Origin of the sequence: Serratia sp. LACPHL-BACT-2024-00286 (assembly GCF_043109535.1) — a bacterium.
Taxonomy (GTDB): domain Bacteria; phylum Pseudomonadota; class Gammaproteobacteria; order Enterobacterales; family Enterobacteriaceae; genus Serratia; species Serratia sarumanii.
This window is the reverse complement of record NZ_JBICNA010000004.1, coordinates 174,599-195,814: the sequence shown is the minus strand read 5'-3', so window position 1 is coordinate 195,814 and position 21,216 is coordinate 174,599. Positions and strand designations below refer to the sequence as shown.

The 21,216-nt window shown below is 61.7% G+C and carries 21 protein-coding genes; 17 read left to right on the top strand and 4 right to left on the bottom strand.

Features of this window, described 5'->3' with window-relative positions:
• Positions 1-221 precede the first annotated feature (221 nt).
• From gcvT to ACF8MC_RS13555, 4 genes are all read left to right on the top strand, one after another.
• Positions 222-1,319 carry a glycine cleavage system aminomethyltransferase GcvT gene (gcvT, locus tag ACF8MC_RS13570; RefSeq protein ID WP_060388366.1) on the top strand — a complete coding sequence of 366 codons (1,098 nt, stop codon included), beginning with the start codon at positions 222-224 and terminating at the stop codon, positions 1,317-1,319.
• 46 nt (positions 1,320-1,365) lie between these two features.
• Positions 1,366-1,752, top strand: coding sequence for a glycine cleavage system protein GcvH (gcvH, locus tag ACF8MC_RS13565; protein WP_049199255.1), 387 nt, complete (start codon positions 1,366-1,368; stop codon positions 1,750-1,752).
• A 92-nt stretch (positions 1,753-1,844) separates the two neighbouring features.
• Complete coding sequence (gcvP, locus tag ACF8MC_RS13560) at positions 1,845-4,724, top strand: aminomethyl-transferring glycine dehydrogenase (protein WP_033635855.1); 2,880 nt, start codon at positions 1,845-1,847, stop codon at positions 4,722-4,724.
• Between the two features lie 108 nt (positions 4,725-4,832).
• Entirely contained in the window at positions 4,833-5,798 is a 966-nt protein-coding gene (locus ACF8MC_RS13555; RefSeq protein WP_047570626.1) for a zinc-binding alcohol dehydrogenase family protein, read from the top strand.
• Between the two features lie 10 nt (positions 5,799-5,808).
• On the opposite strand, the gene ACF8MC_RS13550 is transcribed toward ACF8MC_RS13555, so the two are convergent.
• The 3 genes from ACF8MC_RS13550 to ACF8MC_RS13540 are packed head-to-tail and all read right to left on the bottom strand — an operon-like array spanning position 5,809 to position 8,424.
• Positions 5,809-6,339, bottom strand: coding sequence for a GNAT family N-acetyltransferase (locus tag ACF8MC_RS13550; RefSeq protein ID WP_039567270.1), 531 nt, complete (start codon positions 6,337-6,339; stop codon positions 5,809-5,811).
• On the bottom strand, positions 6,336-7,760 hold the full coding sequence (locus tag ACF8MC_RS13545) for an ATP-binding protein (RefSeq protein WP_164105262.1): 1,425 nt from the start codon (positions 7,758-7,760) through the stop codon (positions 6,336-6,338). Before ACF8MC_RS13545 ends, ACF8MC_RS13550 begins: the two co-directional genes overlap by 4 nt.
• 4 nt (positions 7,761-7,764) lie before the next feature.
• Positions 7,765-8,424, bottom strand: a complete 660-nt coding sequence (locus tag ACF8MC_RS13540; RefSeq protein WP_033654056.1) for a response regulator — start codon at positions 8,422-8,424, stop codon at positions 7,765-7,767.
• 189 nt (positions 8,425-8,613) lie between these two features.
• Here ACF8MC_RS13540 and ACF8MC_RS13535 point away from each other — a divergent pair, with 189 nt between their 5' ends.
• From ACF8MC_RS13535 to ACF8MC_RS13520, 4 genes are all read left to right on the top strand, one after another.
• Positions 8,614-8,847 (top strand): hypothetical protein, encoded by a 234-nt coding sequence (locus ACF8MC_RS13535; RefSeq protein WP_164105263.1) that lies wholly within the window; start codon positions 8,614-8,616, stop codon positions 8,845-8,847.
• Between the two features lie 96 nt (positions 8,848-8,943).
• Positions 8,944-9,690 (top strand): SDR family oxidoreductase, encoded by a 747-nt coding sequence (locus ACF8MC_RS13530; protein WP_101455656.1) that lies wholly within the window; start codon positions 8,944-8,946, stop codon positions 9,688-9,690.
• A 76-nt stretch (positions 9,691-9,766) separates the two neighbouring features.
• Complete coding sequence (locus ACF8MC_RS13525) at positions 9,767-10,090, top strand: BrnT family toxin (protein WP_049212587.1); 324 nt, start codon at positions 9,767-9,769, stop codon at positions 10,088-10,090.
• The gene (locus ACF8MC_RS13520; protein WP_033635847.1) at positions 10,053-10,370 is read left to right on the top strand and encodes a BrnA antitoxin family protein; all 318 of its coding nucleotides are present in this window, start codon (positions 10,053-10,055) and stop codon (positions 10,368-10,370) included. Before ACF8MC_RS13525 ends, ACF8MC_RS13520 begins: the two co-directional genes overlap by 38 nt.
• Positions 10,371-10,595: 225 nt before the next feature.
• Here the strand turns inward: ACF8MC_RS13520 and ACF8MC_RS13515 are convergent, their stop codons facing one another.
• Positions 10,596-11,240 carry a GntR family transcriptional regulator gene (locus tag ACF8MC_RS13515; RefSeq protein WP_170310382.1) on the bottom strand — a complete coding sequence of 215 codons (645 nt, stop codon included), beginning with the start codon at positions 11,238-11,240 and terminating at the stop codon, positions 10,596-10,598.
• Positions 11,241-11,402: 162 nt separating this feature from the next.
• On the opposite strand from ACF8MC_RS13515, the gene ACF8MC_RS13510 reads away from it, so the two are divergent.
• The 9 genes from ACF8MC_RS13510 to ACF8MC_RS13470 all read left to right on the top strand — a co-directional run bounded on the left by ACF8MC_RS13510 (position 11,403) and on the right by ACF8MC_RS13470 (position 21,194).
• Positions 11,403-12,116: a DUF2848 domain-containing protein gene (locus ACF8MC_RS13510; protein ID WP_033635845.1), complete on the top strand. Its 714-nt coding sequence runs from the start codon at positions 11,403-11,405 to the stop codon at positions 12,114-12,116.
• Positions 12,116-13,462: an amidase gene (locus ACF8MC_RS13505; RefSeq protein ID WP_164105264.1), complete on the top strand. Its 1,347-nt coding sequence runs from the start codon at positions 12,116-12,118 to the stop codon at positions 13,460-13,462. The genes ACF8MC_RS13510 and ACF8MC_RS13505 overlap by 1 nt, the downstream gene beginning before the upstream one ends.
• 49 nt (positions 13,463-13,511) lie before the next feature.
• Positions 13,512-14,165 carry a DUF4286 family protein gene (locus ACF8MC_RS13500; protein WP_033654061.1) on the top strand — a complete coding sequence of 218 codons (654 nt, stop codon included), beginning with the start codon at positions 13,512-13,514 and terminating at the stop codon, positions 14,163-14,165.
• Positions 14,162-15,487, top strand: a complete 1,326-nt coding sequence (locus tag ACF8MC_RS13495) for an MFS transporter (RefSeq protein WP_033635842.1) — start codon at positions 14,162-14,164, stop codon at positions 15,485-15,487. The genes ACF8MC_RS13500 and ACF8MC_RS13495 overlap by 4 nt, the downstream gene beginning before the upstream one ends.
• 311 nt (positions 15,488-15,798) lie before the next feature.
• Positions 15,799-16,617 (top strand): DeoR/GlpR family DNA-binding transcription regulator, encoded by an 819-nt coding sequence (locus ACF8MC_RS13490; protein ID WP_004931653.1) that lies wholly within the window; start codon positions 15,799-15,801, stop codon positions 16,615-16,617.
• Between the two features lie 49 nt (positions 16,618-16,666).
• Positions 16,667-17,650: a substrate-binding domain-containing protein gene (locus ACF8MC_RS13485; protein WP_033635841.1), complete on the top strand. Its 984-nt coding sequence runs from the start codon at positions 16,667-16,669 to the stop codon at positions 17,648-17,650.
• 2 nt (positions 17,651-17,652) lie between these two features.
• Entirely contained in the window at positions 17,653-19,170 is a 1,518-nt protein-coding gene (locus ACF8MC_RS13480) for a sugar ABC transporter ATP-binding protein (protein WP_164105265.1), read from the top strand.
• Complete coding sequence (locus tag ACF8MC_RS13475; RefSeq protein WP_033635839.1) at positions 19,163-20,149, top strand: ABC transporter permease; 987 nt, start codon at positions 19,163-19,165, stop codon at positions 20,147-20,149. Before ACF8MC_RS13480 ends, ACF8MC_RS13475 begins: the two co-directional genes overlap by 8 nt.
• Before the next feature lie 10 nt (positions 20,150-20,159).
• Positions 20,160-21,194, top strand: coding sequence for an ABC transporter permease (locus tag ACF8MC_RS13470; RefSeq protein WP_164105266.1), 1,035 nt, complete (start codon positions 20,160-20,162; stop codon positions 21,192-21,194).
• Positions 21,195-21,216: the final 22 nt, after the last annotated feature.

The following is a 21,216-nucleotide window of genomic DNA, read 5'->3' as shown; positions in this document are numbered from 1 at the left end:
CGATGAGCCTATTTTAACTTATGGTTAATGTGGTCGTTCGGTGATAAGTTCGAGGGAAAGGTATCGTTTGCGTCACGGCGGTTGCACGCAGTTTCCGCCCGTCCCGGCGCAGCATTTGTGTTGAGCAGTCAGTGCGCCATGGCGATCGGGCCGCGAGCCAGGCTCCGCCGCATTGCGTGGCAGCACCCTAACTTCTAGCGACGAGTGGAAAGAGGGAAAAGATGGCAAAGCAAACCCCACTGTACGACCAGCACGTGGCGTGCGGTGCGCGCATGGTAGACTTTCACGGCTGGATGATGCCGCTGCACTACGGCTCGCAGCTTGATGAGCACCACGCGGTGCGTCAGGATGCCGGCATGTTCGACGTGTCCCACATGACCATTGTGGATCTGCACGGCGCCCGCACCCGCGAGTTCCTGCGCTACCTGCTGGCGAACGACGTCGCCAAACTGACCCAACCCGGCAAAGCGCTGTACACCGGCATGCTGAATGCCTCCGGCGGCGTGATCGACGACCTGATCGTTTATTTCCTCACTGAAGACTATTTCCGCCTGGTGGTGAACTCCGCCACCCGCGACAAAGACCTGGCCTGGATCGAAGAGCACGCTGCGCCGTATGGCGTCGCGCTGACGGTGCGCGACGATCTGGCGCTGATCGCGGTGCAGGGCCCGCAAGCCAAAGAGCGCGCCGGCACGCTGTTCACCCCGGAACAAAAAAGCGTGGTTGAAGGCATGAAGCCATTCTTCGGCGTACAGGCCGGCGAGCTGTTCATCGCCACCACCGGTTACACCGGCGAGGCCGGCTATGAGATCGCGCTGCCGAAAGAGCAGGCGGCGGATTTCTGGCAAAAATTGCTGGCCGCGGGCGTCAAGCCGGCCGGTCTGGGCGCGCGCGACACGCTGCGTCTGGAAGCGGGCATGAACCTCTACGGGCAAGAGATGGACGAAGGCGTTTCACCGCTGGCCGCCAACATGGGCTGGACCATCGCCTGGCAGCCGGACGATCGCCGTTTCATCGGCCGCGAAGCGCTGGAACAACAGCGCGAGCAGGGCACCGAGCAACTGGTCGGCTTGATCATGACGGAAAAAGGCGTATTACGTAATGAGCTGCCGGTGCGTTTCACCGACGCGGCGGGGCAAACTCACGAAGGCGTGATCACCAGCGGTTCGTTCTCTCCGACGCTGGGCTTCAGCATCGCGCTGGCGCGCGTGCCGGCAGGTATCGGCGAGCAGGCCATCGTGCAGATCCGCAACCGTGAAATGCCGGTCAAAGTGACCAAGCCCGGTTTCGTTCGCGCCGGCAAGCCGCTGACAAATTGATTTTTTATTGATTGATTCTTTTATTTCTTCGAAGGAGTAACCGGCGATGAGCAATGTGCCAACAGAATTGAAATACGCATCCTCCCACGAGTGGGTTCGTTCAGAAGGTAACGGCGTTTACACCGTAGGCATCACCGAACACGCGCAGGAACTGCTGGGCGATATGGTGTTTGTCGATCTGCCGGAAGTGGGCCGCAAAGTCGCCGCCGGTGAAGATTGCGCCGTGGCGGAGTCCGTCAAGGCAGCGTCGGACATTTACGCGCCGATCAGCGGCGAAATCGTGGCGGTGAACGGCGAGCTGGAAAGCTCCCCGGAGCTGGTGAACAGCGAGCCTTACGGTGACGGCTTCCTGTTCCAGATTAAAGCCGCCGACGAAGGCGAGCTGGCGAACCTGCTGGACGCCGCGGCTTATCAGGCCTCGATCGACGAGTAATCGTGACCACGCCCCAGGCCTTTCGGTCGGGGCGTTTTAGTTACCGCTCAAGCTATATCCCGTATCACGCAAGCATTCAGGAATTTGTAGCAATGACCCAGACACTCAGCCAACTCGAACACAGCGAAGCGTTCATCGAACGCCACATCGGCTCTTCTGCGGAACAACGCCAGGAGTTGCTGGCAGCGGTGGGCGCTCGCTCGCTCAGCGCGCTGATCCAACAGATCGTGCCGGCGGACATTCAGCTGCCGGGGCCGCCGCCGGTCGGCGACGCGGCGACCGAACACCAGGCGCTGGCTGAGCTGAAGGCGATCGCCTCGCAAAATCAGCGCTACAAATCCTATATCGGCATGGGCTACAGCGCCGTGCTGACGCCGCCGGTGATCCTGCGCAACATGCTGGAAAATCCGGGTTGGTACACCGCTTATACCCCTTATCAGCCGGAAGTGTCGCAGGGCCGCCTGGAAGCGCTACTGAACTTCCAGACCGTGACCCTCGATCTGACCGGCCTGGATCTGGCTTCCGCTTCGCTGCTGGATGAAGCCACCGCCGCCGCCGAAGCGATGGCCTTGGCCAAACGCGCCAGCAAGCTGAAAGACGCCAACCGCTTCTTCGTGGCTGACGACGTGCATCCACAGACGCTGGACGTGGTGCGCACCCGCGCCGAAACCTTCGGCTTCGACGTCATCGTCGATAAAGCGGAAAAAGTGCTGGAGCTGGACGGCGTGTTCGGCGTGCTGCTGCAACAGGTGGGCACCACCGGCGAGCTGCACGACTACAGCGCGCTGCTGGCTGAATTGAAATCGCGCAAAATCATCACCAGCGTGGCCGCCGACATCATGGCCCTAGTGCTGCTGACCGCGCCGGGCAAGCAGGGTGCCGACGTGGTGTTCGGCTCCGCGCAGCGCTTCGGCGTGCCGATGGGCTACGGCGGCCCGCACGCCGCCTTCTTCGCCTGCCGCGACGAGTTCAAGCGCTCGATGCCGGGCCGCATCATCGGCGTTTCCCGTGATGCCGCCGGCAACACCGCGCTGCGCATGGCGATGCAGACCCGCGAGCAGCATATCCGCCGCGAGAAGGCCAACTCGAATATCTGTACCTCGCAGGTGCTGCTGGCCAACATCGCCAGCCTGTACGCGGTGTACCACGGCCCACAGGGGCTGCAGCGCATCGCCGGGCGTATCCATCGCCTGACCGACATTCTGGCCGCCGGGCTGCAGAAGGCCGGCCTGACGCTGCGTCACAACACCTGGTTCGACACCCTGACCGTTGAAGTGAAAGACAAAGCGGCGGTGCTGGAACGCGCGCTGAGCTTCGGCATCAACCTGCGTACCGATATCCACGGCGCCGTAGGCATCACGCTGGACGAAGCCACCTCGCGCGAAGACGTGCAGACGCTGTTCGCACTGCTGGCCGGCGACAACCACGGCCTGGACATCGACGCGCTGGACGCGGCGGTGAGCAAGAGCAGTCAATCGATCCCGGCCGCCATGTTGCGCCAGGATCCGATCCTGACCCACCCGGTATTCAACCGCTATCACAGCGAAACCGAGATGATGCGTTACATGCATCGCCTGGAGCGCAAGGATCTGGCGCTGAACCAGGCGATGATCCCGCTGGGCTCTTGCACCATGAAATTGAACGCCGCGGCGGAAATGATCCCGATCACCTGGCCTGAATTCTCCGAGCTGCACCCGTTCTGCCCGCCGGAGCAGGCTGCCGGCTACCAGCAGATGATCGGCCAACTGTCTCAGTGGCTGGTGCAACTGACCGGCTATGACGCGGTGTGCATGCAGCCGAACTCCGGCGCGCAGGGCGAATACGCCGGCCTGCTGGCGATCCGCCGCTACCACGAAAGCCGCAACGAAGCGGGCCGTCACGTCTGCCTGATCCCGAGCTCCGCGCACGGCACCAACCCGGCCTCCGCCCAGATGGCGGGCATGAGCGTGGTGGTGGTCGCCTGCGACAAGAACGGCAACATCGATCTGCACGATCTGCGCGTCAAGGCGGAGCAGGCGGGCGAAGAGCTCTCTTGCATCATGGTGACCTACCCGTCGACCCACGGCGTGTATGAAGAAACCATCCGCGAAGTGTGCCAGATCGTGCATCAGTTCGGCGGCCAGGTGTATCTGGACGGCGCCAACATGAACGCCCAGGTGGGCATCACCACGCCAGGCTACATCGGCGCGGACGTTTCGCACCTCAACCTGCATAAAACCTTCTGCATCCCGCACGGCGGCGGCGGCCCGGGCATGGGCCCGATCGGCGTGAAAGCGCACCTGGCGCCGTTCGTGCCGGGCCACAGCGTCGTGCAGATCGACGGCGTAACCACCCAGCAGGGCGCGGTTTCCGCAGCGCCGTTCGGCAGCGCCTCCATCCTGCCTATCAGCTGGATGTACATCCGCATGATGGGCGCGGAAGGCCTGAAGCAGGCCAGCCAGATGGCGATCCTGAATGCCAACTACATCGCTACCCGCCTGAAAGACGCCTATCCGATTCTGTATACCGGCCGCGATCACCGCGTGGCGCACGAATGTATCCTCGATATTCGTCCGCTGAAGGAAGAGACCGGTATCAGCGAAATGGACATCGCCAAGCGCCTGATCGACTTCGGCTTCCACGCGCCGACCATGTCGTTCCCGGTGGCGGGCACGCTGATGGTCGAGCCGACCGAGTCGGAAAGCAAAGTGGAGCTGGATCGCTTTATCGATGCGATGCTGGCGATCCGCAGCGAGATCGACCGCGTCGCCAAAGGCGAATGGCCGCTGGAAGACAACCCGCTGGTGAATGCGCCGCACGTGCAGGCTGAGCTGGTTAACGACTGGCAGCATCCGTACAGCCGTGAGCTGGCGGTGTTCCCGGTGGCCGGCGTGCGCGAGAACAAGTACTGGCCGAGCGTTAAGCGTCTGGATGACGTGTACGGCGACCGTAACCTGTTCTGCTCTTGCGTGCCGATGAGCGACTACGAATAACACGTTCGGCAAAGTTTGTGTTCGGGGGACACCGCATCATGCGGTGTCCCTTTTTATTTTATTGCGGCCTATTCTTTCCCGTACGTTCCCACGATTTGAGGAGTCACCATGCAAGCGGCAATCGTAACAGCGTTGGGGCAAGCCCCGGTTTTCGGCACCTTTGAGGAGCCTCAGGCGCAGGCGAATGAAGTGCCGATCGACGTTCTGGCGGCCGGTATCAAACAGCTGGATCGCGCCACCGTCGCCGGCACCCATTACTCCAGCCCCAAGCAGCTGCCGATCGTGCCCGGCACCGACGGCGTGGGCCGGACGGCCGACGGGCAACGGGTGTATTTCGCCTCCTTCCGCCGCCCTTACGGCGCGATGGCTGAGCGCAGCGTCGCGTCATGGACGGTGCCGGTGCCGGAGGCGGTGGACGACGCCACGGCGGCGGCGCTGATCAATCCGGCCTTCGCCGCCTGGCTGCCGCTGCGCTGGCGGGCGGATCTGCAGCCCGGTGAAACGGTGCTGATCATCGGCGCTACCGGCACCTCGGGCAAACTGGCGGTCGCCGCGGCGCGTCAGGCGGGAGCCGGGCGCATCGTTGCCGCCGGCCGTCGGCTGAGCGTGCTGGAAGCGTTGGGCGTGGATGCCACGGTGGATCTGAGCCTGCAGGGCGAGGCGCTGACGCAGGCCTTCGCGGCGGCGGCGGGGCCGGGCGGTTATCAGGTGATCGTCGATTATATCTGGGGTCCGGCGACCGAAGCGCTGCTCGCGACGCTCAATAATCACGATCTCTCGTCTTACGCCGGCGGGCGCGGCATTCGCCTGGTCAACGTCGGCTCGATGGCCGCGCCGGACATCCGGCTGCCGGCGGCGGTGCTGCGCAGCAATCAGCTGCAAATCCTCGGCAGCGGCACCGGCAACTTCCCGCCGATCCCGGAGATGCAGCGCTACGCGACCGAAATTCTGGCGCTGGCGGCGACGGGCGCGCTCACTATCGAGACGCAGGAGCACGCGCTGGCGGAGATCGCCGAGGTATGGGATCTGAACAAAAAAAGCGACGTGCGTTCGGTGATACGCATCGCCCGCTAAGTTCCTGCCGCTAGCGGCAAGGGCAGACCAGGTGAATATCCTCCGGCTCGCGGGCGAACAGCTCGGCATCCGGGCGCTCGATGAGCCGGCACCCTTGCGCCAGATAGAAGTCTACGGTGCTTTTGTTGGGGATGGAGGAGACGTACAGCCCGGCGGCGCCTTCTTGCGCCGCCTGACGCAGGCAGAGCTGGAACAGCTGCTTGCCTAACCCCTGGCCGCGTTTGTGCGCGCTGACGTAAAAGAACAGCAGCTGGCGCAGATCCCGCTGCGGGCCGCGCGGCTCGGTATCCAGCGCCGCCGCCGCCACGATCTCCTCGCCTTCGAAGCGCGCGAAAAACGCGCCGCCGCGATCGAAGCAGGCTTCGTGGATAGGCGTATAGGTTTCCCTGTCGTGCGGATCCCAACCGCGCACGTCGTAGTAGTCCGGGTAGGCTTGCAGTTTACCGTCCTGCAGGCGATACAGGGTGTCGATGATTTCGCTGCGGTCAATATCCCATAGTCGGTCGAGTTGCTGCCGTTGCAGCAGGACAGGGGCGCTCATGATCGTTGTTCACTCTCAGTCTGTGGCCGGTAACTTTCCGGCAAATCGATAATAAAACCGATGCCGCGATCGTCGAGGCCTTCGGTGACGCGCAGCTGCGCGCCAATCTTGTCGGCCAGGTTCCGGGCGATGGCCAATCCCAGTCCGCTGCCGGTCTGCTGCGTGCCGGGCACGCGGTAAAAGCGTTCAAACAGGCGCGGAAGGTGCTCTTCGCTCACTCCGGGGCCGTTGTCGCGCAACGTAATATAGCAGCCGAGCGGTGCCAGTGAACGGATATGGGCTTCGATGCGGCTGCCGGGCGGCGCGTACTTGAGTGCGTTGTCCAGCAGGTTGGTGAAGATGGCGATCAGCGCATGGCGATCGGTGGTTACCACCACGTCCTCGCTGCCGTCGAGCGAGAGTTCCACATCCTTTTCCAGCGCATAGGGGACGTGCTCGTGCTGCGCGATGCATTTTCCGATCTCTGCGTAGATGTCCACTGCCTCGATTTTCAGCGGAAAATCTTCCGCCTCCAGCTTGGCCAGGTTGATCAGCTGGCGCGACAGCGACGCCGCGCGATCCAGCCCCTGCTGCATGTCGCCGATGATCTCCCGGCGCTCCTGCTGCTCGCTGACCTGGGTCAGCAGATGCAGCTGCGCCAGCACGGCGGCGATCGGCGTGCGCAGTTCGTGCGCCGCATCGGCCATAAAGCGTTTCTCGCGCTGATTGGCGGCGTCGATGCGTGCCATCAGTTTGTTGACCTCCACCACCACCGGCCGGATTTCCTGATACTGCTCGCTGACATTGATCGGCGATAGGTTGCCCGGCTGGCGATCGGAGATGGTGCGGGCGATCTGGCGCAGCGGCCGCAGGCTGAAATAGGCGGTAAATAACAAGGTGACGATGATGGCTGCCAGAATGCCCAGCAGCGGTACGGCGGTGCTTTCCGCCGGATTGCCGAACTGCGTGGTGCGATCGTTGAACGATTCGCCGACGATGACCCGATACTGACGCTTTTCGCTCCAGCTGCCGGCGAGATGCCAGTTGGCGCCGGCGTATTTAACGGAGCCGGACAGCACCGAAGGCGGCAGGCGCAGCGGTTCTCCCTGCGTCTGCGAACTGTAAAGCATCCGGTTGTCCCGATCGTAAACCACGAACAGCGGGTGATAGTCGATTTGATCCTGCATGCCATTATTGATGGAATCAATGTACATGCCTTCAATGGTCTTGATGATGCCGAGATAATCGATATTGTCAGTGCCGGTTTCATCGAGAATATTGGCGATGCCTGCGGCGACGATGCGTTGCTGATTATCGAAATATTTCTCCATGTCGGGGTAATACCAATATTTCACCCAGGCGACGAGGAGCCCCCACAATAATAAAATGGCCAGCACCTGGAAAATAATGGTGCGCATAAAGAAGGATTTAAAACCGATCATGCCGCTACTCTTTCTTCAGCAAATAACCAATGCCGCGTACGGTAATAATCCTTTCTTTACCGATCTTGCGCCGTAAATTATGCATGTGCACTTCCAGCGAGTTGCTTTCCACACTGTCGCCGTGGCCGAACAGCCGCTGCTCCAACACCGCTTTGCGCACCACGGTCCCGGCGCAGCGCATCAGTTCATGCAACAGGTGATACTCTTTTTTCGACAGCATCAGCAGCTCGTTATCCAGCGTCACCTGATGGTTGACCGGATCGAGATACAGCGTGCCGAGGCTCCAGGTTTGCGAAGCAAAGCCGGCCATACGCCGGTTGACCGCCTTGACGCGCGAGATGAGTTCGAGTAGCGCAAAGGGTTTGGCCAGAAAGTCGTCCGCGCCGGAGTCCAGGCTGTTCACCAGGCTTTCGATGCGGTCGCGAGCGGTCAGGATGATGATCGGGATATTTTGCCCGGCGGCCCGCCAGGCGATCAGCTTCTGCAAACCGTCGCCGTCCGGCAGCGTGAGATCCAACAGCATCAAATCGAACCCGCCGGATGAAAGTTTATTTTCCGCGTCGGCGAGCAGGCGCACCCAGCATAAATTAAAGCCGGCCAGCTCCAATGCGCGGCACAGCGCCTTGCCTAATTGCAGGTCGTCTTCCACCAACAGTATGTTCACGTTTTTTCCGCTGAGATCTTTGAGTCGCGCTTATCTAACTATAACGTTGACGGGAAGACAACGGGGAAACCTGCACTGCCTGCACGTTCTTAAGCAAACCTTAATCTGGCTTTAATCTCGCGTTAAGGGAGCAAGAGGGAATTTCAGTTATTTTGCAGCCATTCGAAATCATGACAGAGGGCGCGAAACATGCAGACTGACGGTTCCCCGCTCGCGGGCACCTCGCGGCGGCTGATATATACAGGCGTGGCGACGCTGCTCGTTCTGTTGACGCTGTCTTTTCGCGGCGATGCGCAGAGCCATAGCGACAATGGCTCGCATGCTGCCGGCTTGCAACGGGGGCATCAGGCAGCGACGTCGGACGCCTACGGCTGCGTCAAAGCGCGGATTAAAAAGCAGCTGCGCCGCCTGGCTCAGCTTTGAAGCGCTTTTTAGGGCGCAGCTCTATACTCTGACGGGCAAACGGGGCGTCTGCATGCAGGCCGCTGTGTTGACATCGCTAACCAGAGAAAAAACAGTATGACGAAAGTGGCATTGGTGACCGGCGCGAGCCGGGGAATTGGCCGTGCGGCCGCGTTATTGCTGGCCCGGCAGGGTTATGCAGTGGGCGTGAATTACCTGCGCGACGAAAGCGCGGCGCGGCAGGTGGTGGCGGAAATCGAGGCGCAGGGCGGCAAGGCGCTGGCGCTGCAGGCCGATGTGGCCGACGAAGCGCAGGTGATGGCGATGTTCGCCGCGCTGGACGCCCGGCTGGGCACGCTCAGTGCGTTGGTCAACAATGCCGGCATTCTGTTCCGGCAGGCGAACATTGAGCAGTTGACCGCCGAGCGCATCAATCAGGTGCTCGGCACTAACGTTACCGGTTACTTCCTGTGTTGCCGCGAGGCGGTGAAGCGCATGGCGCTGCGCCATGGCGGGCAGGGCGGCGCGATCGTCAACGTTTCCTCCGCGGCGTCCCGGTTGGGGGCTGCCGGGGAATACGTCGATTACGCCGCCTCGAAAGGCGCCGTCGATACCCTGACCATCGGGTTATCGCGCGAGGTGGCGGCGCAGGGCATCCGCGTCAACGGCGTGCGGCCCGGATTCATCTATACCGAGATGCACGCCAGCGGCGGCGAGCCCGGCCGGGTGGATCGCGTGAAGGACAGTTTGCCGATGCAACGCGGCGGCCAACCGCAGGAAGTGGCGGAGGCGATCGCCTGGCTGCTGTCTGACGCCGCGTCTTACGTGACCGGCACTTTTATCGAGGCTGCGGGCGGGCGTTGAACGCATGAGGGGGTTTTGACATCCCGCCGTGCGGAGTGTATTTTGATTAAATAACAATCAAAATGTAGTTACAAAAATGTATGTTTATTTTGAATGGAATCAGGATAAAAATCACAGTAACCAGCGCAAACACCGCGTCAGTTTTGAGATTGCGCAACGGGTTTTTCTGGATCCCAACCATTTGGCCGTGCTGGAAAGGATTGAGGATGGAGAAGAACGCTGGCAAACGCTCGGTATGGTCGGCTCCTGTTTGTTGCTGCTGGTGGCACATACGACGACCGAAACGGATGTCGAAGGCGATACAGTAGAGATCGTGCGCATCATTTCAGCACGCAAGGCCGATGCCAAAGAGAGGGGAAGATATGAAGCGCAAAAATTCAGCCAAAAATCTGGCGCATAGCGTACTCCCTCCGTTGACGGAGGAGCAGAAAGCGCAAATTGCTTCACTGAGCGCGCTGCCGGATGAGGATATCGATTATACCGATGCCCCGGCCCTGGGTGAGGAGAAGTGGCAGGCTGCGGTTCAGGGGCGTTTTTATAAACCGATGAAAGTATCGAAAACCATCCGAATCGATGCGGATGTGTTGGCCTGGCTTCAGCGGCCAGGCAAGGGCTATCAGAAACGCCTGAACGCTGTGCTGCGTGAGGCGATGTTGAAAGAGCATGAGCACGAGGAATAATTTGTGTCAGGTGGCTAACGGTCCGGTGAGATTCTCACCGGATTTTTTTTGCTGTTTTTTAAGGCAACGCCTACCAACGTCGGCTACCTCTCGACGGAGCTCGGTCAAAACTATAAAAACGGTCATTCTGCGGAGCGTGAAATGTGACCGTTTACCGTTTATCTCCTGCTCATCGGCAGAACAGGGTCATCATAACTATTCCCGGTAATATCCTGCGCCGCGGGGTTACCCGTCGTGCAGCAGCGCGCTGCGGAATGACAAGATATGCGCCTGCGCGGCCTCGGCGGCGGCGGCGCTGTCTTGTGCGGCCAGCGCGGCGATAATTGCCCGGTGTTCGTCGATCACTTCGCGCATATGCCCTTCCCGCGACAGGGTGCTGGCCCAAAAACGCTGCGCCCTGGCGTGCAGCACACTCAGGATATCCGCCAGCATGTTATTGCCGGCGATCTGCGCCAGCTCTTGGTGAAACGCATGATCGAGTGTCATCATTCGCACTCTATCTCGCTCCTGGCTCGCGGCTTCGATTTGCCGGTTGAGTTCGGTCAGCGTCGCGATTTGCCTCTCGGTAATCCTCTGGCTCGCCAGCTGCATGCACAGCATCTCGTTAGCCAGCCTTACTTCGATCAATTCCAACGCATCGTCCATCGACAACGGTGAAACCATCACGCCTTTGCGCGGGATGACCTGCAGTAACCCCTCGTTGGCCAAGCGGTGGATTGCCTGATTGATCGGCGTTCTGCCCATATCCAGATCGTTCATCACCTGCGCGGTATTGAGATATTCGCCCGGCTTGTAGCTGAGTGTGACCAGCGCCTGTTTGAAGCGCCGGTAGGCCAGCTCGTTCAGTGAGACGCCGGCTTCTTCCGTCATCGGGCGCTGCGGGCTTTCTGCGTCAACAGTCTTCACGTTTTGCTCCTGCAAGAAGAAAGTTTTTAGACATAGTACACAAAAACATGGCATGAAAATCGCTTATTTGGTAACTAAAGATATAGTGAAATTTCACAGTGTTTTAACAAGAGGGGCGAAACTGCCATGAGACTGACCTTCACTTTACCTGAATCCCGCGGCGCGGCGACGTTGAATGTTGAGATTGATCATCTGGTGATCGCCGGTTGGACCGGACGCGATCGCGAAGCGATCTTGCACCATATTCGTGAATTGGCCGAGCTGGGCGTGCCCCAGCCCAGTGCAATCCCCCTGTTTTACCGCGTTGCCGCCAATCAGTTGAGCCAGCAAGAGACCATTGAAGTCATTGGCAACGCGACGTCCGGCGAAGCGGAGCCGCTGATTTTTGCCCATCGCGGCGAGCTGTTCGTGTCATTGGCGTCCGATCACACCGATCGTCAACTCGAAGCGCACAGCGTGGCGCTGTCGAAACAGATTTGCGTTAAACCGGTGGCGCGAGCAGCCTGGCCGCTGCAGGAGGTGCTGGAACATTGGGACAGTTTGATCTTGCGTTCGTGGATCAAGGAAGAGGGCGAATGGCGATTGTATCAACAGGGCAGCCTTGCCGCGCTGCGTACGCCCGGTGATTTGCTGGAGCGTTACTTCACCGGTATGCAGCCGCCGGAGTGCGGGCTGGCGCAACCGCAAACGCCCGACGGGTTGGCGATGACTTGCGGCACGGTAGCGGCGATCGGCGGCATTCGACCGGCCGGCGAGTTTCGCATGGAACTGGTGGACGATGTGCTTGGGCGCACCATCAGTCACGGTTATCGCAGCATTGAACTGCCGGTGGTGGCGTGATGAAAAAGCTGACGTTGATGCAGGCCAGCGCCGGCCTGGCTAGCGGTGAGTTCACCGCAGCGCAGCTGACCGCCGCCGCTTTGGCGCAGATCGCCGATGAGCGGGGGGAGGGCGCGCGCGCGTTTACGCGAACCTACGCCGAGTGGGCGCAACGGCAAGCGCAGGCCTCCGATCGGCGGCGCGCCGCCGGCTCGCCGCTGTCGGCGCTGGATGGCGTGCCTGTCTCAATCAAGGATCTGTTTGACGTGGCCGGTGAGGCGACCACGGCGGGCTCGCGCGTGTTAGCCGACGCGCCGCCCGCGGAAAAGCACGCTGCGGTAGTGGAACGGCTGTTGCAAGCCGGCGCGGTGGTGGTGGGCAAAACGACGATGACGGAATTCGCCTATTCCGGGCTGGGCATCAACCCGCATTACGGGACGCCGGCCAATCCCTGGGAGCGCCAGGCGGCGCGCATTCCCGGCGGCTCCTCTTCCGGTGCGGCGGTGGCGGTGGCCGACGGCATGTGCCTGGGCGCGATTGGCAGCGATACCGGCGGGTCGGTACGCATTCCCGCCGCGCTGTGCGGGTTGACCGGGTATAAACCCACTGCACGGCGCATCAATGACGCTGGCTTATTGCCGCTGTCGCCTTCGCTGGATTCGATCGGCGTGATCGCTCATGACGTCGGCAGCTGTATTGCGCTGGACGCACTGATTGCCGACAGCCCGCTGCGGGTGCCGCAAAAAAGCTTGGCGCAGGCGCATTTTGCCGTGCCGCAAACGGTGGTGCTGGATGAACTGCAGCCGGCGGTTGCCGAGGCATTCCAGCGCAGCCTGCAATGCCTGTCTCAGGCGGGGGCGCAGATTGAATTCATTCCCGCTACGGCGTTCGCCGAACTGGCCGCGTTCAATGCCAACGGTGGTTTCACCGCCCTGGAGTCCTGGCGCTGGCATCAAGTGTTGATCGCTGAACGGGCCGAGGGCTATGACCCGCGGGTGCTGTCGCGCATTCGCCGCGGTGCATCCTTGGGCGACGCCGATCTGCAGCTGTTGCAGCGGCAACGCGCCGACTGGCAGCGGCGGATTACGGCGGAGCTGCAGAGGTTTGACGCTCTGCTGATGCCGACCGTGCCGATGATTGCGCCAACTATCGGCGAGCTGGCGGCGGATGATGCCTACTTCCGTTGCAACGGACTGATGCTGCGCAATCCCGCGATCGTCAATTTCCTCGACGGCTGCGCGCTGTCCTTGCCCTGCCAGCGGCCGGGCGCCGCGCCGATCGGCCTGATGCTGGCGGGCTTGCCGATGTGTGATGAGGCGCTGCTGGGATGGGCGCTGGCGATCGAACGCCGTCTTGCCGAGGCGTGATTTTCCGGTGGGCGCAGGCCTGCCTTTTGAGATGACCAGGAGAATATCCATGAACGATTCCCCGAACGGAATGCTGTTTGTCGCGACGGATGTCGCCACGCAGGATGATGCGGATTTCAATCGCTGGTATGACCGCGAACACGTGGAGGAGCGGGTGCGGGTGCCCGGCTTTTTATCCGGCACACGCTATCGGGCATTGCAGGGCGGGCGTCAATATTTGGGGCTGTATAAAACCGAATCGTTGGCCAGCTTTACCTCCGAAGCCTATCGCGCCGCGTTTCAACACCAAACGCCTTGGTCGGTGGCCAGCCTGGAGAAAATGCGCGATCCAATGCGCCGGGTGTGTGCGGTGGAGGCGGTCACCGGCCAAGGGTGCGGCAGTCATCTCTGTATCTTCGTGCTGCCGTCGGCGGCATCGGAAGCGCTGCATGCCCGCATCTTGCAACTGGGCGCGCGGCTGGCTGAACAGCCTGGCTTTGTGCGCAGCAGCCTGTTAACGCCGGATGCCGAACTCAGTTCCCCGCTGCCGAAAGAATCGCGAGAAAACCGCCGAATGCTGCCGATGCTATTGATCGAAAGCAGCGACGCCGAAGCCGGCCTGCGTTTAAGCGAGCAGGCCGCTGAAGCGCTGAACATGCCCGCCGCCGATGCCTGGCACTATGCCCTTGGCTGGCAACTGACCGCACAGGAGCTGACATCATGAACGCATACACCACTGAAACGGCACAGGCTGCCGCGCCGGCCGCAGAAAGTGCCGCCGCACCGCCCAATACCGGCAAGCTGGCGGCGGCCAGCTCGATCGGCACGGCGTTGGAATGGTACGATTTCACCGTCTACAACATCATGGCCGCGTTGATTTTCAACCATGTATTCTTCCCATCGTTCGATCCGCTGGTGGGCACGATTCTGGCGTTCTCCACTTACGCGGTGGGTTATGTTTCCCGGCCGATCGGTGGCATCGTGTTCGGCCACCTTGGCGATGTGTTGGGGCGGCGTTTTGTGCTGGTCACCACGCTGGTGATCATGGGCGTGACCACGGCGCTGATGGGATTGTTGCCCGGCTATGCCAGCTGGGGGATTTGGAGCCCGTTGCTGCTGGTGACGCTGCGCTTTATTCAGGGCATTGCGCTGGGCGGAGAATGGGCGGGGGCGGTGCTGTTGTCGATGGAACACGGTAAGCCGCATCAGCGCGGGCGCAACGCGTCCTTTGCTCAGGTAGGGCCGTCCTGCGGTTCGCTGATCGGCACCGGCCTGATTACGCTGGTGACGTTGGCGATGTCGGCGGACGATTTCCAGCAATGGGGCTGGCGGATCCCGTTCCTGCTGAGCCTGGTGCTGGTCATCTTCGGTTTGTGGCTGCGTCGGGGAGTGGGTGAGACGCCGGCATTTTTGCAACTGGAGGCGTCGAAAGATGTTACGCAGTCGCCGATCCGCGAAGTCTTCACGCAGCACATGCGCCCACTGCTGATCGCCGGCGGATCGCGTATCGGCTCTGACGTGCTCTATGCGTTGGTGGTCGTGTTCACATTGACCTACGTCACCACCGTGCTGAATCTGCCGCGCCCGCTGGCGCTGGGCGCCACCATGCTGGGGGCGATAGGCAACGCCGTCGCGGTACCGCTGTTTGGCGCCTTGTCGGATCGCTTCGGCCGTCGTCCGGTGTATATCGGCGGTGCATTGGCGGCGATCGCGTGGGCGTTTGCATTCTTCGTCCTGCTCGACAGCAGTCAACCGGTGTTGATCTGCACGGCAGTAGTGATCGGGCTGTTGATCCATGCGGCGATGTATGGGCCACAGGCGGCCTTCATCACGGAACAGTTCCCGACACGGGTGCGTTATGCCGGATCGTCGTTAGCCTATACCTTGGCGGGGATTATCGGTGGCGGCTTTGCCCCGCTGATCATCACTTCGTTGTTTAAATCTTACGACAGCACGCTGGCGATTTCCGCCTATGTCGCGTTGGCTCTGCTTATCACGCTTTGGGCGGTATGGGCGGCGCGGGAAACGGCGCATAAGCCGCTGTAAATAGAATGCCGGGCTACTTTAGGCCCGGCGTTCGGTCAAAACCACAAAAACGGTCATTAACGGTCATGTTGCGGAACGTGGAATTGTGACCGTTTACCGTTTCTCTCCTGTCTGCCTAAGACGCACGCGCATCATAACTGCCTGTTACTCCACACTTTCATAATTATTCATTTCATTTTCCTCCCGATTTTTTTGACAACTATCACACCGCCATCGTTGACCGATCGCGGGGCGATGCGCTTTGCGTCTGCGCGCAAAACGCGGCGCGGCAAATCGATATCGTAATCAACGTCGTGGAGGAGAAAAGAAACATGCTGCCTGTAGAACGTCATCGTTTTATCACCGAAGTCTTGAGCCAGCGCGGCCGCGTGATGGTGCAGGAGGTGGCGCAGCTGTGCCACATCTCTATCGAGACGGCGCGGCGTGATCTGGCCTTGCTGGAACGGCGCGGCCTGCTGCTGCGCAGCCACGGCGGCGCGGTGTTCGTCGAGCCGCCGGCGGTGGAGAAAACCTATGTGCCCGCCGAGATAGACCAGGGGGAATCTTTCCGCCAGCGCAGCAACGAGGCGCCGGAGCAGAAGACGCGCATCGCCAAACGCGCGCTGGAGTTTATCGCGCCGGGGGATTGCCTGCTGCTGGACAGCAGCTCCACCAGCTGGTTTTTGGCGCGCCAACTGCCGGATATCTCGCTGGTGGTGTTGACCAACTCGCTGCACATCATCCAGACGCTGGCCTGCAAGGCCAACGTGCGCACCATCGGACTGGGGGGCGAGTATTCCGCCAAGTATGAGGATTTTATCGGCGTGCTGGCGGAGCAGATGCTGAAAGAGTTCGTGATCAACAAGCTGTTTTTCTCCTGTCACGGCATCTGCCAGGACGGCGGCATCCGCGAAAGCAACGAGCACCATGCGCGGCTGAAGCAGCAGATGCTGCTGGCGTCGGAACGCAAGTTCCTGCTGGTGGACAGCAACAAGTTCGGCCGCCGCTCGTTCGCGCGCATCTGCCACTACCGGGAGATAGATACCTTAATCACCGATCGGCTCAGCGACGACGAATTTCGTCAGGAACTGGCCTGGAACAACGTCGACGTGATTGAAGTTTCACCCGCCGCGAAAAGGGCGGCGCGATAACAACAACGAAACCCCCTTATTTACAGCCAACACTTGTGGAGAGAGAACAATGAAAAAATCCGTACTGGTCGGTCTGTTTGCCTCGCTGCTGCTGTCGCTATCCGCGCAGGCGGCGGACAAGCTGAAAATGGGCGTGGTGGTGAAGATCGGCGGCATTCCGTGGTTCAACGCCATGGAGGCCGGCATCAAAAGCGAAGGCGCCAAACGCGGCATCGACGCCTGGATGGTCGGGCCGACGGCGGCGGATCCGGCGCTGCAGGTGCGCGCCATCGAAGATCTGATCGCGCAGAAGGTGGACATCATCGGCGTGGTGCCGAACGACGCCCGGGTGCTGGAGCCGGTGCTCAAGCGCGCGCAGGAGGCGGGCATCAAGGTGATCGTGCACGAATCCCCCGGCCAGAAGTACGCCGACTGGGACTTTGAGCTGGTGGACGCCTCGCAGCACGGGGTCAACCACATGAAAGCGCTGGCCGCCTGCATGAAAGAGCAGGGCAAGTACGCGGTGTACGTCGGCAGCCTGACGGTGCCGCTGCATATCACCTGGTCGGACTCGGCCATCAACTACCAGAAGCAGCACTACCCGAACATGCAGCTGGTGGGCGACAAGTTCGGCGTGGGGGAATCGCTGGATGACAGCGTGCGCACCACCAACGATCTGATGGCCAAATATCCCGATCTGAAAGGCGTGCTGGCGTTCGGATCGCAGGGGCCGATCGGCGCCGGTCGCGCGGTGCTCAACCGCGGCAAAAGCAACGATATCTGCGTCATCGGGCCATTCAGCCCGGGCCAGGGCGCTTCGCTGGTCAATCGCGGCGCCATCAAGGGCGGTTACATCTGGAACCCGATGGTGGCGGGCGAAGTGTTCGTGCGCATCGCCGACATGATGCACAAGGGAGAAAAAATCACCGACGGCATGACCATCGAAGGCATGGGCAAGGTGCAGGTGGATGCGCAGCAGCACACCATTCTCGGCAACGCCACTGAAAGCCTGGATAAGCAAAACCTGCCGAAGCTGGTGAAGATGGGGCTGTAATCATGGCGATTTCCGGCAATACGGCAACCCAGGGAGCGCCGCTGATCGCGCTGCAACAGCTGTCGATGACCTTTGGCGGGCAACGTGCGCTGAACGCTATCTCGCTGGCGCTGATGCCGGGGGAAGTGCACTGCCTGGCCGGCACCAACGGCTGCGGCAAGAGTACGTTGATCAAGGCGATCGCCGGCGTGTATCAACCGGACGACGGCAGCCGCATCACCATCGACGGGCACACCTTCGGCCGGCTGTCGCCGGATCAGGCGCGCGCCTTCGGCATTCAGGTGATCTACCAGGATCTGTCGCTGTTTCCCAACCTGACGGTGGCGGAAAACATCGCCTTCGAGCACAACCTGCATGGGTTGCTGGGATGGTACCGCCCGGCGCGGCTGCGGCGCACCGCCGAGCGGCTGCTGCAGGAGCTGAGTTTCCATCTGGATCTCGATAAACGGGTGGCGGAGCTGCCGATCGCCCAGCGGCAGCAGGTGGCGATCTGCCGCGCGCTGGTGGCGGAGGCGCGGCTGGTGATCATGGATGAACCGACCGCCTCGCTGACCCGCACCGAGGTCAATCAGCTGCTGCGCACGGTGGATTACCTGAAAGCGAAAGGCATCTGCGTGGTGTTCGTCAGCCATCGGCTGGACGAGGTGCTGGAGATCTCGGATCGCGTCACGGTGATCCGCGACGGCAACAAGATCGGCACCTGGTCGGCGGCGGAGATCACCGGCGATCGTCTGACCGAGCTGATGACCGGTCTGAAGCTGGACTATCGCCTGAAGTCACCCAGCATGAATAAGGATCGGGTGCTGCTGGAGGCGGATCGCCTCAGCCGCGCCGGGCAGTATCAGGATGTGAGCTTCCGGCTGCATCAGGGTGAGGTGCTCGGTCTATGCGGGCTGCTCGGCTCCGGGCGCACCGAGCTGGCGCTGAGCCTGTTCGGCATGACTCGGCCGGACAGCGGCAAGCTCTACCTCGACAGCAAACCGGTGCGCTTTCGCGGCCATGAGGACGCGATCAAGGCCGGCATCGGCTACGTCTCGGAGGATCGCCTGACGCTCGGCCTGGTGCAGCAACAGTCGGTGGCGGACAACGCGGTGCTGACCATTCTCGATAAGCTGCGCGGGCGTTTTCGCCTGATTGACGACTACCGCAAGAATCGCATCGTCGCGGAGTGGATCGCCAAACTCGGCGTGCGGGTGGCGGATCCGGAGCAGGCGGTTTCGACGCTGTCCGGCGGCAATCAGCAAAAGATCGTGTTGGCCAAGTGGGTGCTGACCCAGCCGCGGATCCTGATCCTCGACTCGCCGACCGTCGGCGTCGACGTCGGCGCCAAGGCCAGCATCTACCAACTGATCCATCTGCTGGCGCAGGAGGGGATCGCCATTTTGCTGATCTCCGACGAAGTGCCGGAGGTGTATTACAACTGCGATCGGGTGCTGCACTTCAGCGGCGGCAGCGTGATCGGCGAGTACCTGCCGGGGCAGGTGAGCCAGCAACAGCTGGCGGAGGCGGTCAATGCGTAGATTCAGCCTGAAACCGCGCGGCAACGAAGGCTACCTGGCCTGGGTGCTGCTGCTGACGGTCATCGTCTTTTCGCTGCTCAGCGAGCAGTTTTTAACGGTGCAAAACCTGCTCGATCTCTGCGAAAGCTATGCGGTGAGCGGCATTTTCGCCCTCGGCCTGTTCGTGGTGCTGGTGACCGGCGGCATCGATATCTCCTTCGCTGCGGTGGCCTCGGTGGTGCAGTACCTGATCGCCACGCTGGCGACCCATTACGGCCTGGCCAGCCCGGCGGGCAGCATTCTGCTGGCGTTGGCGATCGGCGCCGCGCTGGGCATGGTCAACGCGCTGTTGATCTACTGTCTGCGCATCGTCTCGATCATCGTCACCATCAGCATGCAGGCGTTGTTGTTCGGCATGCTGATGTGGCTGACCAACGGCCGCAGCCTGTACGCATTGCCGGACTGGTGGACGCTGCCACGCAGCGTGCTGCCGTTCCAGTTGGGTGAACAGAGCTATCAGCTCGGTTTGCCGACGCTGGTGATGCTGGCGGTGGCGCTGCTGACCTGGCTGCTGCTGAACAAGACGCACCTCGGGCGCCAGCTGTTTGCCGTCGGCGGCGATGCGGAATCGGCGCGGCGCATCGGCATTCGCGTCGGCCTGCTGCACCTGTTCGCCTACGGCTATCTGGGCGTGATGGCGGCGATCGGCGGCCTGGTGCAGGTGTACCGCATGGGCGAAGTGGTGCCCAACGCGTTGGTGGGCGGTGAGCTCGACGTACTGGCGGCGGCGGTGCTGGGCGGCGCCAGCCTGAACGGCGGCAAGGGCAGCGTGATCGGCACGCTGATGGGCGTATTCCTGATCGGCGTGCTGAAAAACGGCCTCAACCTGATCGGCGTGTCCAGCTACTTCATGAACGTGGTGATCGGCCTGGTGATCGTCGCGGCGATCACCGTCACTCACTACAAGAAACGCAAAGAAACCGACGTCGGTTTCGCCTGAGGAGCGCCTGATGGGCAACTACCTGAAATTTCGTCCGGACGGCACCGCCGTCGGCCTGTTGGCGCTGCTGGTGGCGGTGGTGCTGGCCTTCAGCCTGCTGATGCCGGGGCGCTTCTTCAGCGGCGCCACCTTCACCAGCGTGGCGTTCCAGCTGCCGGAGCTGGGCCTGCTGACCCTGGCGATGTTCATCCCGATCCTCAGCGGCGGCCTGAACCTGTGCATTATCGCCAGCGCCAACCTGACCAGCCTGCTGATGGCCTGGCTGTTCATCAGCTATCTGCCGCCGGACGCCGGATTGGGATTGCAGGCGCTGTGGCTGGTGTTGGCGCTGGCGGCGGCGATGCTGCTGGCCGGGACGATCGGCGCGGCGACCGGCGCGCTGGTGGCCTACGTCGGCGCGCATCCGATTCTGGTGACGCTGGCGACCATGACCACGGTCAACGGCATCGGCATCTACCTGACGCGCGGCGCGGCCCTGAGTGGCATGCCGGAGATCGTGCGGTTTATCGGCGCCGAGCGCGTGCTGGGCGTACCGGTACCGCTGTGGATCTTCCTGGCGGTTGCCGTGCTGCTGGCGCTGTTCTTGCAGAAAACCCGGCTCGGCAAATGCATCTACATGAGCGGCAGCAACATCAACGCCACCCACTTCAGCGGCGTGAATACCCATCGGGTGCTGATCGCCATTTACACCCTCTCCAGCCTGCTGTGCGTGATCGCCGGGCTGGTGATGATGGCGCGCTTCAACTCGGCGCGCATGGGCTACGGCGACTCTTATCTGCTGCTGACGGTGCTGGCGATCATTCTGGGCGGCACCGATCCGTTCGGCGGTTTTGGTCGGGTCAGCGGCGTGGTGCTGGCGCTGATCGTGCTGCAGGTGATCGCCACCGGTTTGAACCTGATGAACGTTAGCCCGCACTTCAGTCTGGCGATGTGGGGCGCGGTGTTGATTGCGGTGCTGGCGCTGAAATTTTTCCGCCATCGCTATCGGCAGCGGCGGGCGATGCGCCGCAGCGCGGCCCAGGCCAGAGCCGCGGCGGGCCACTGATCCTTTTTCCCTTTTGCGCAGG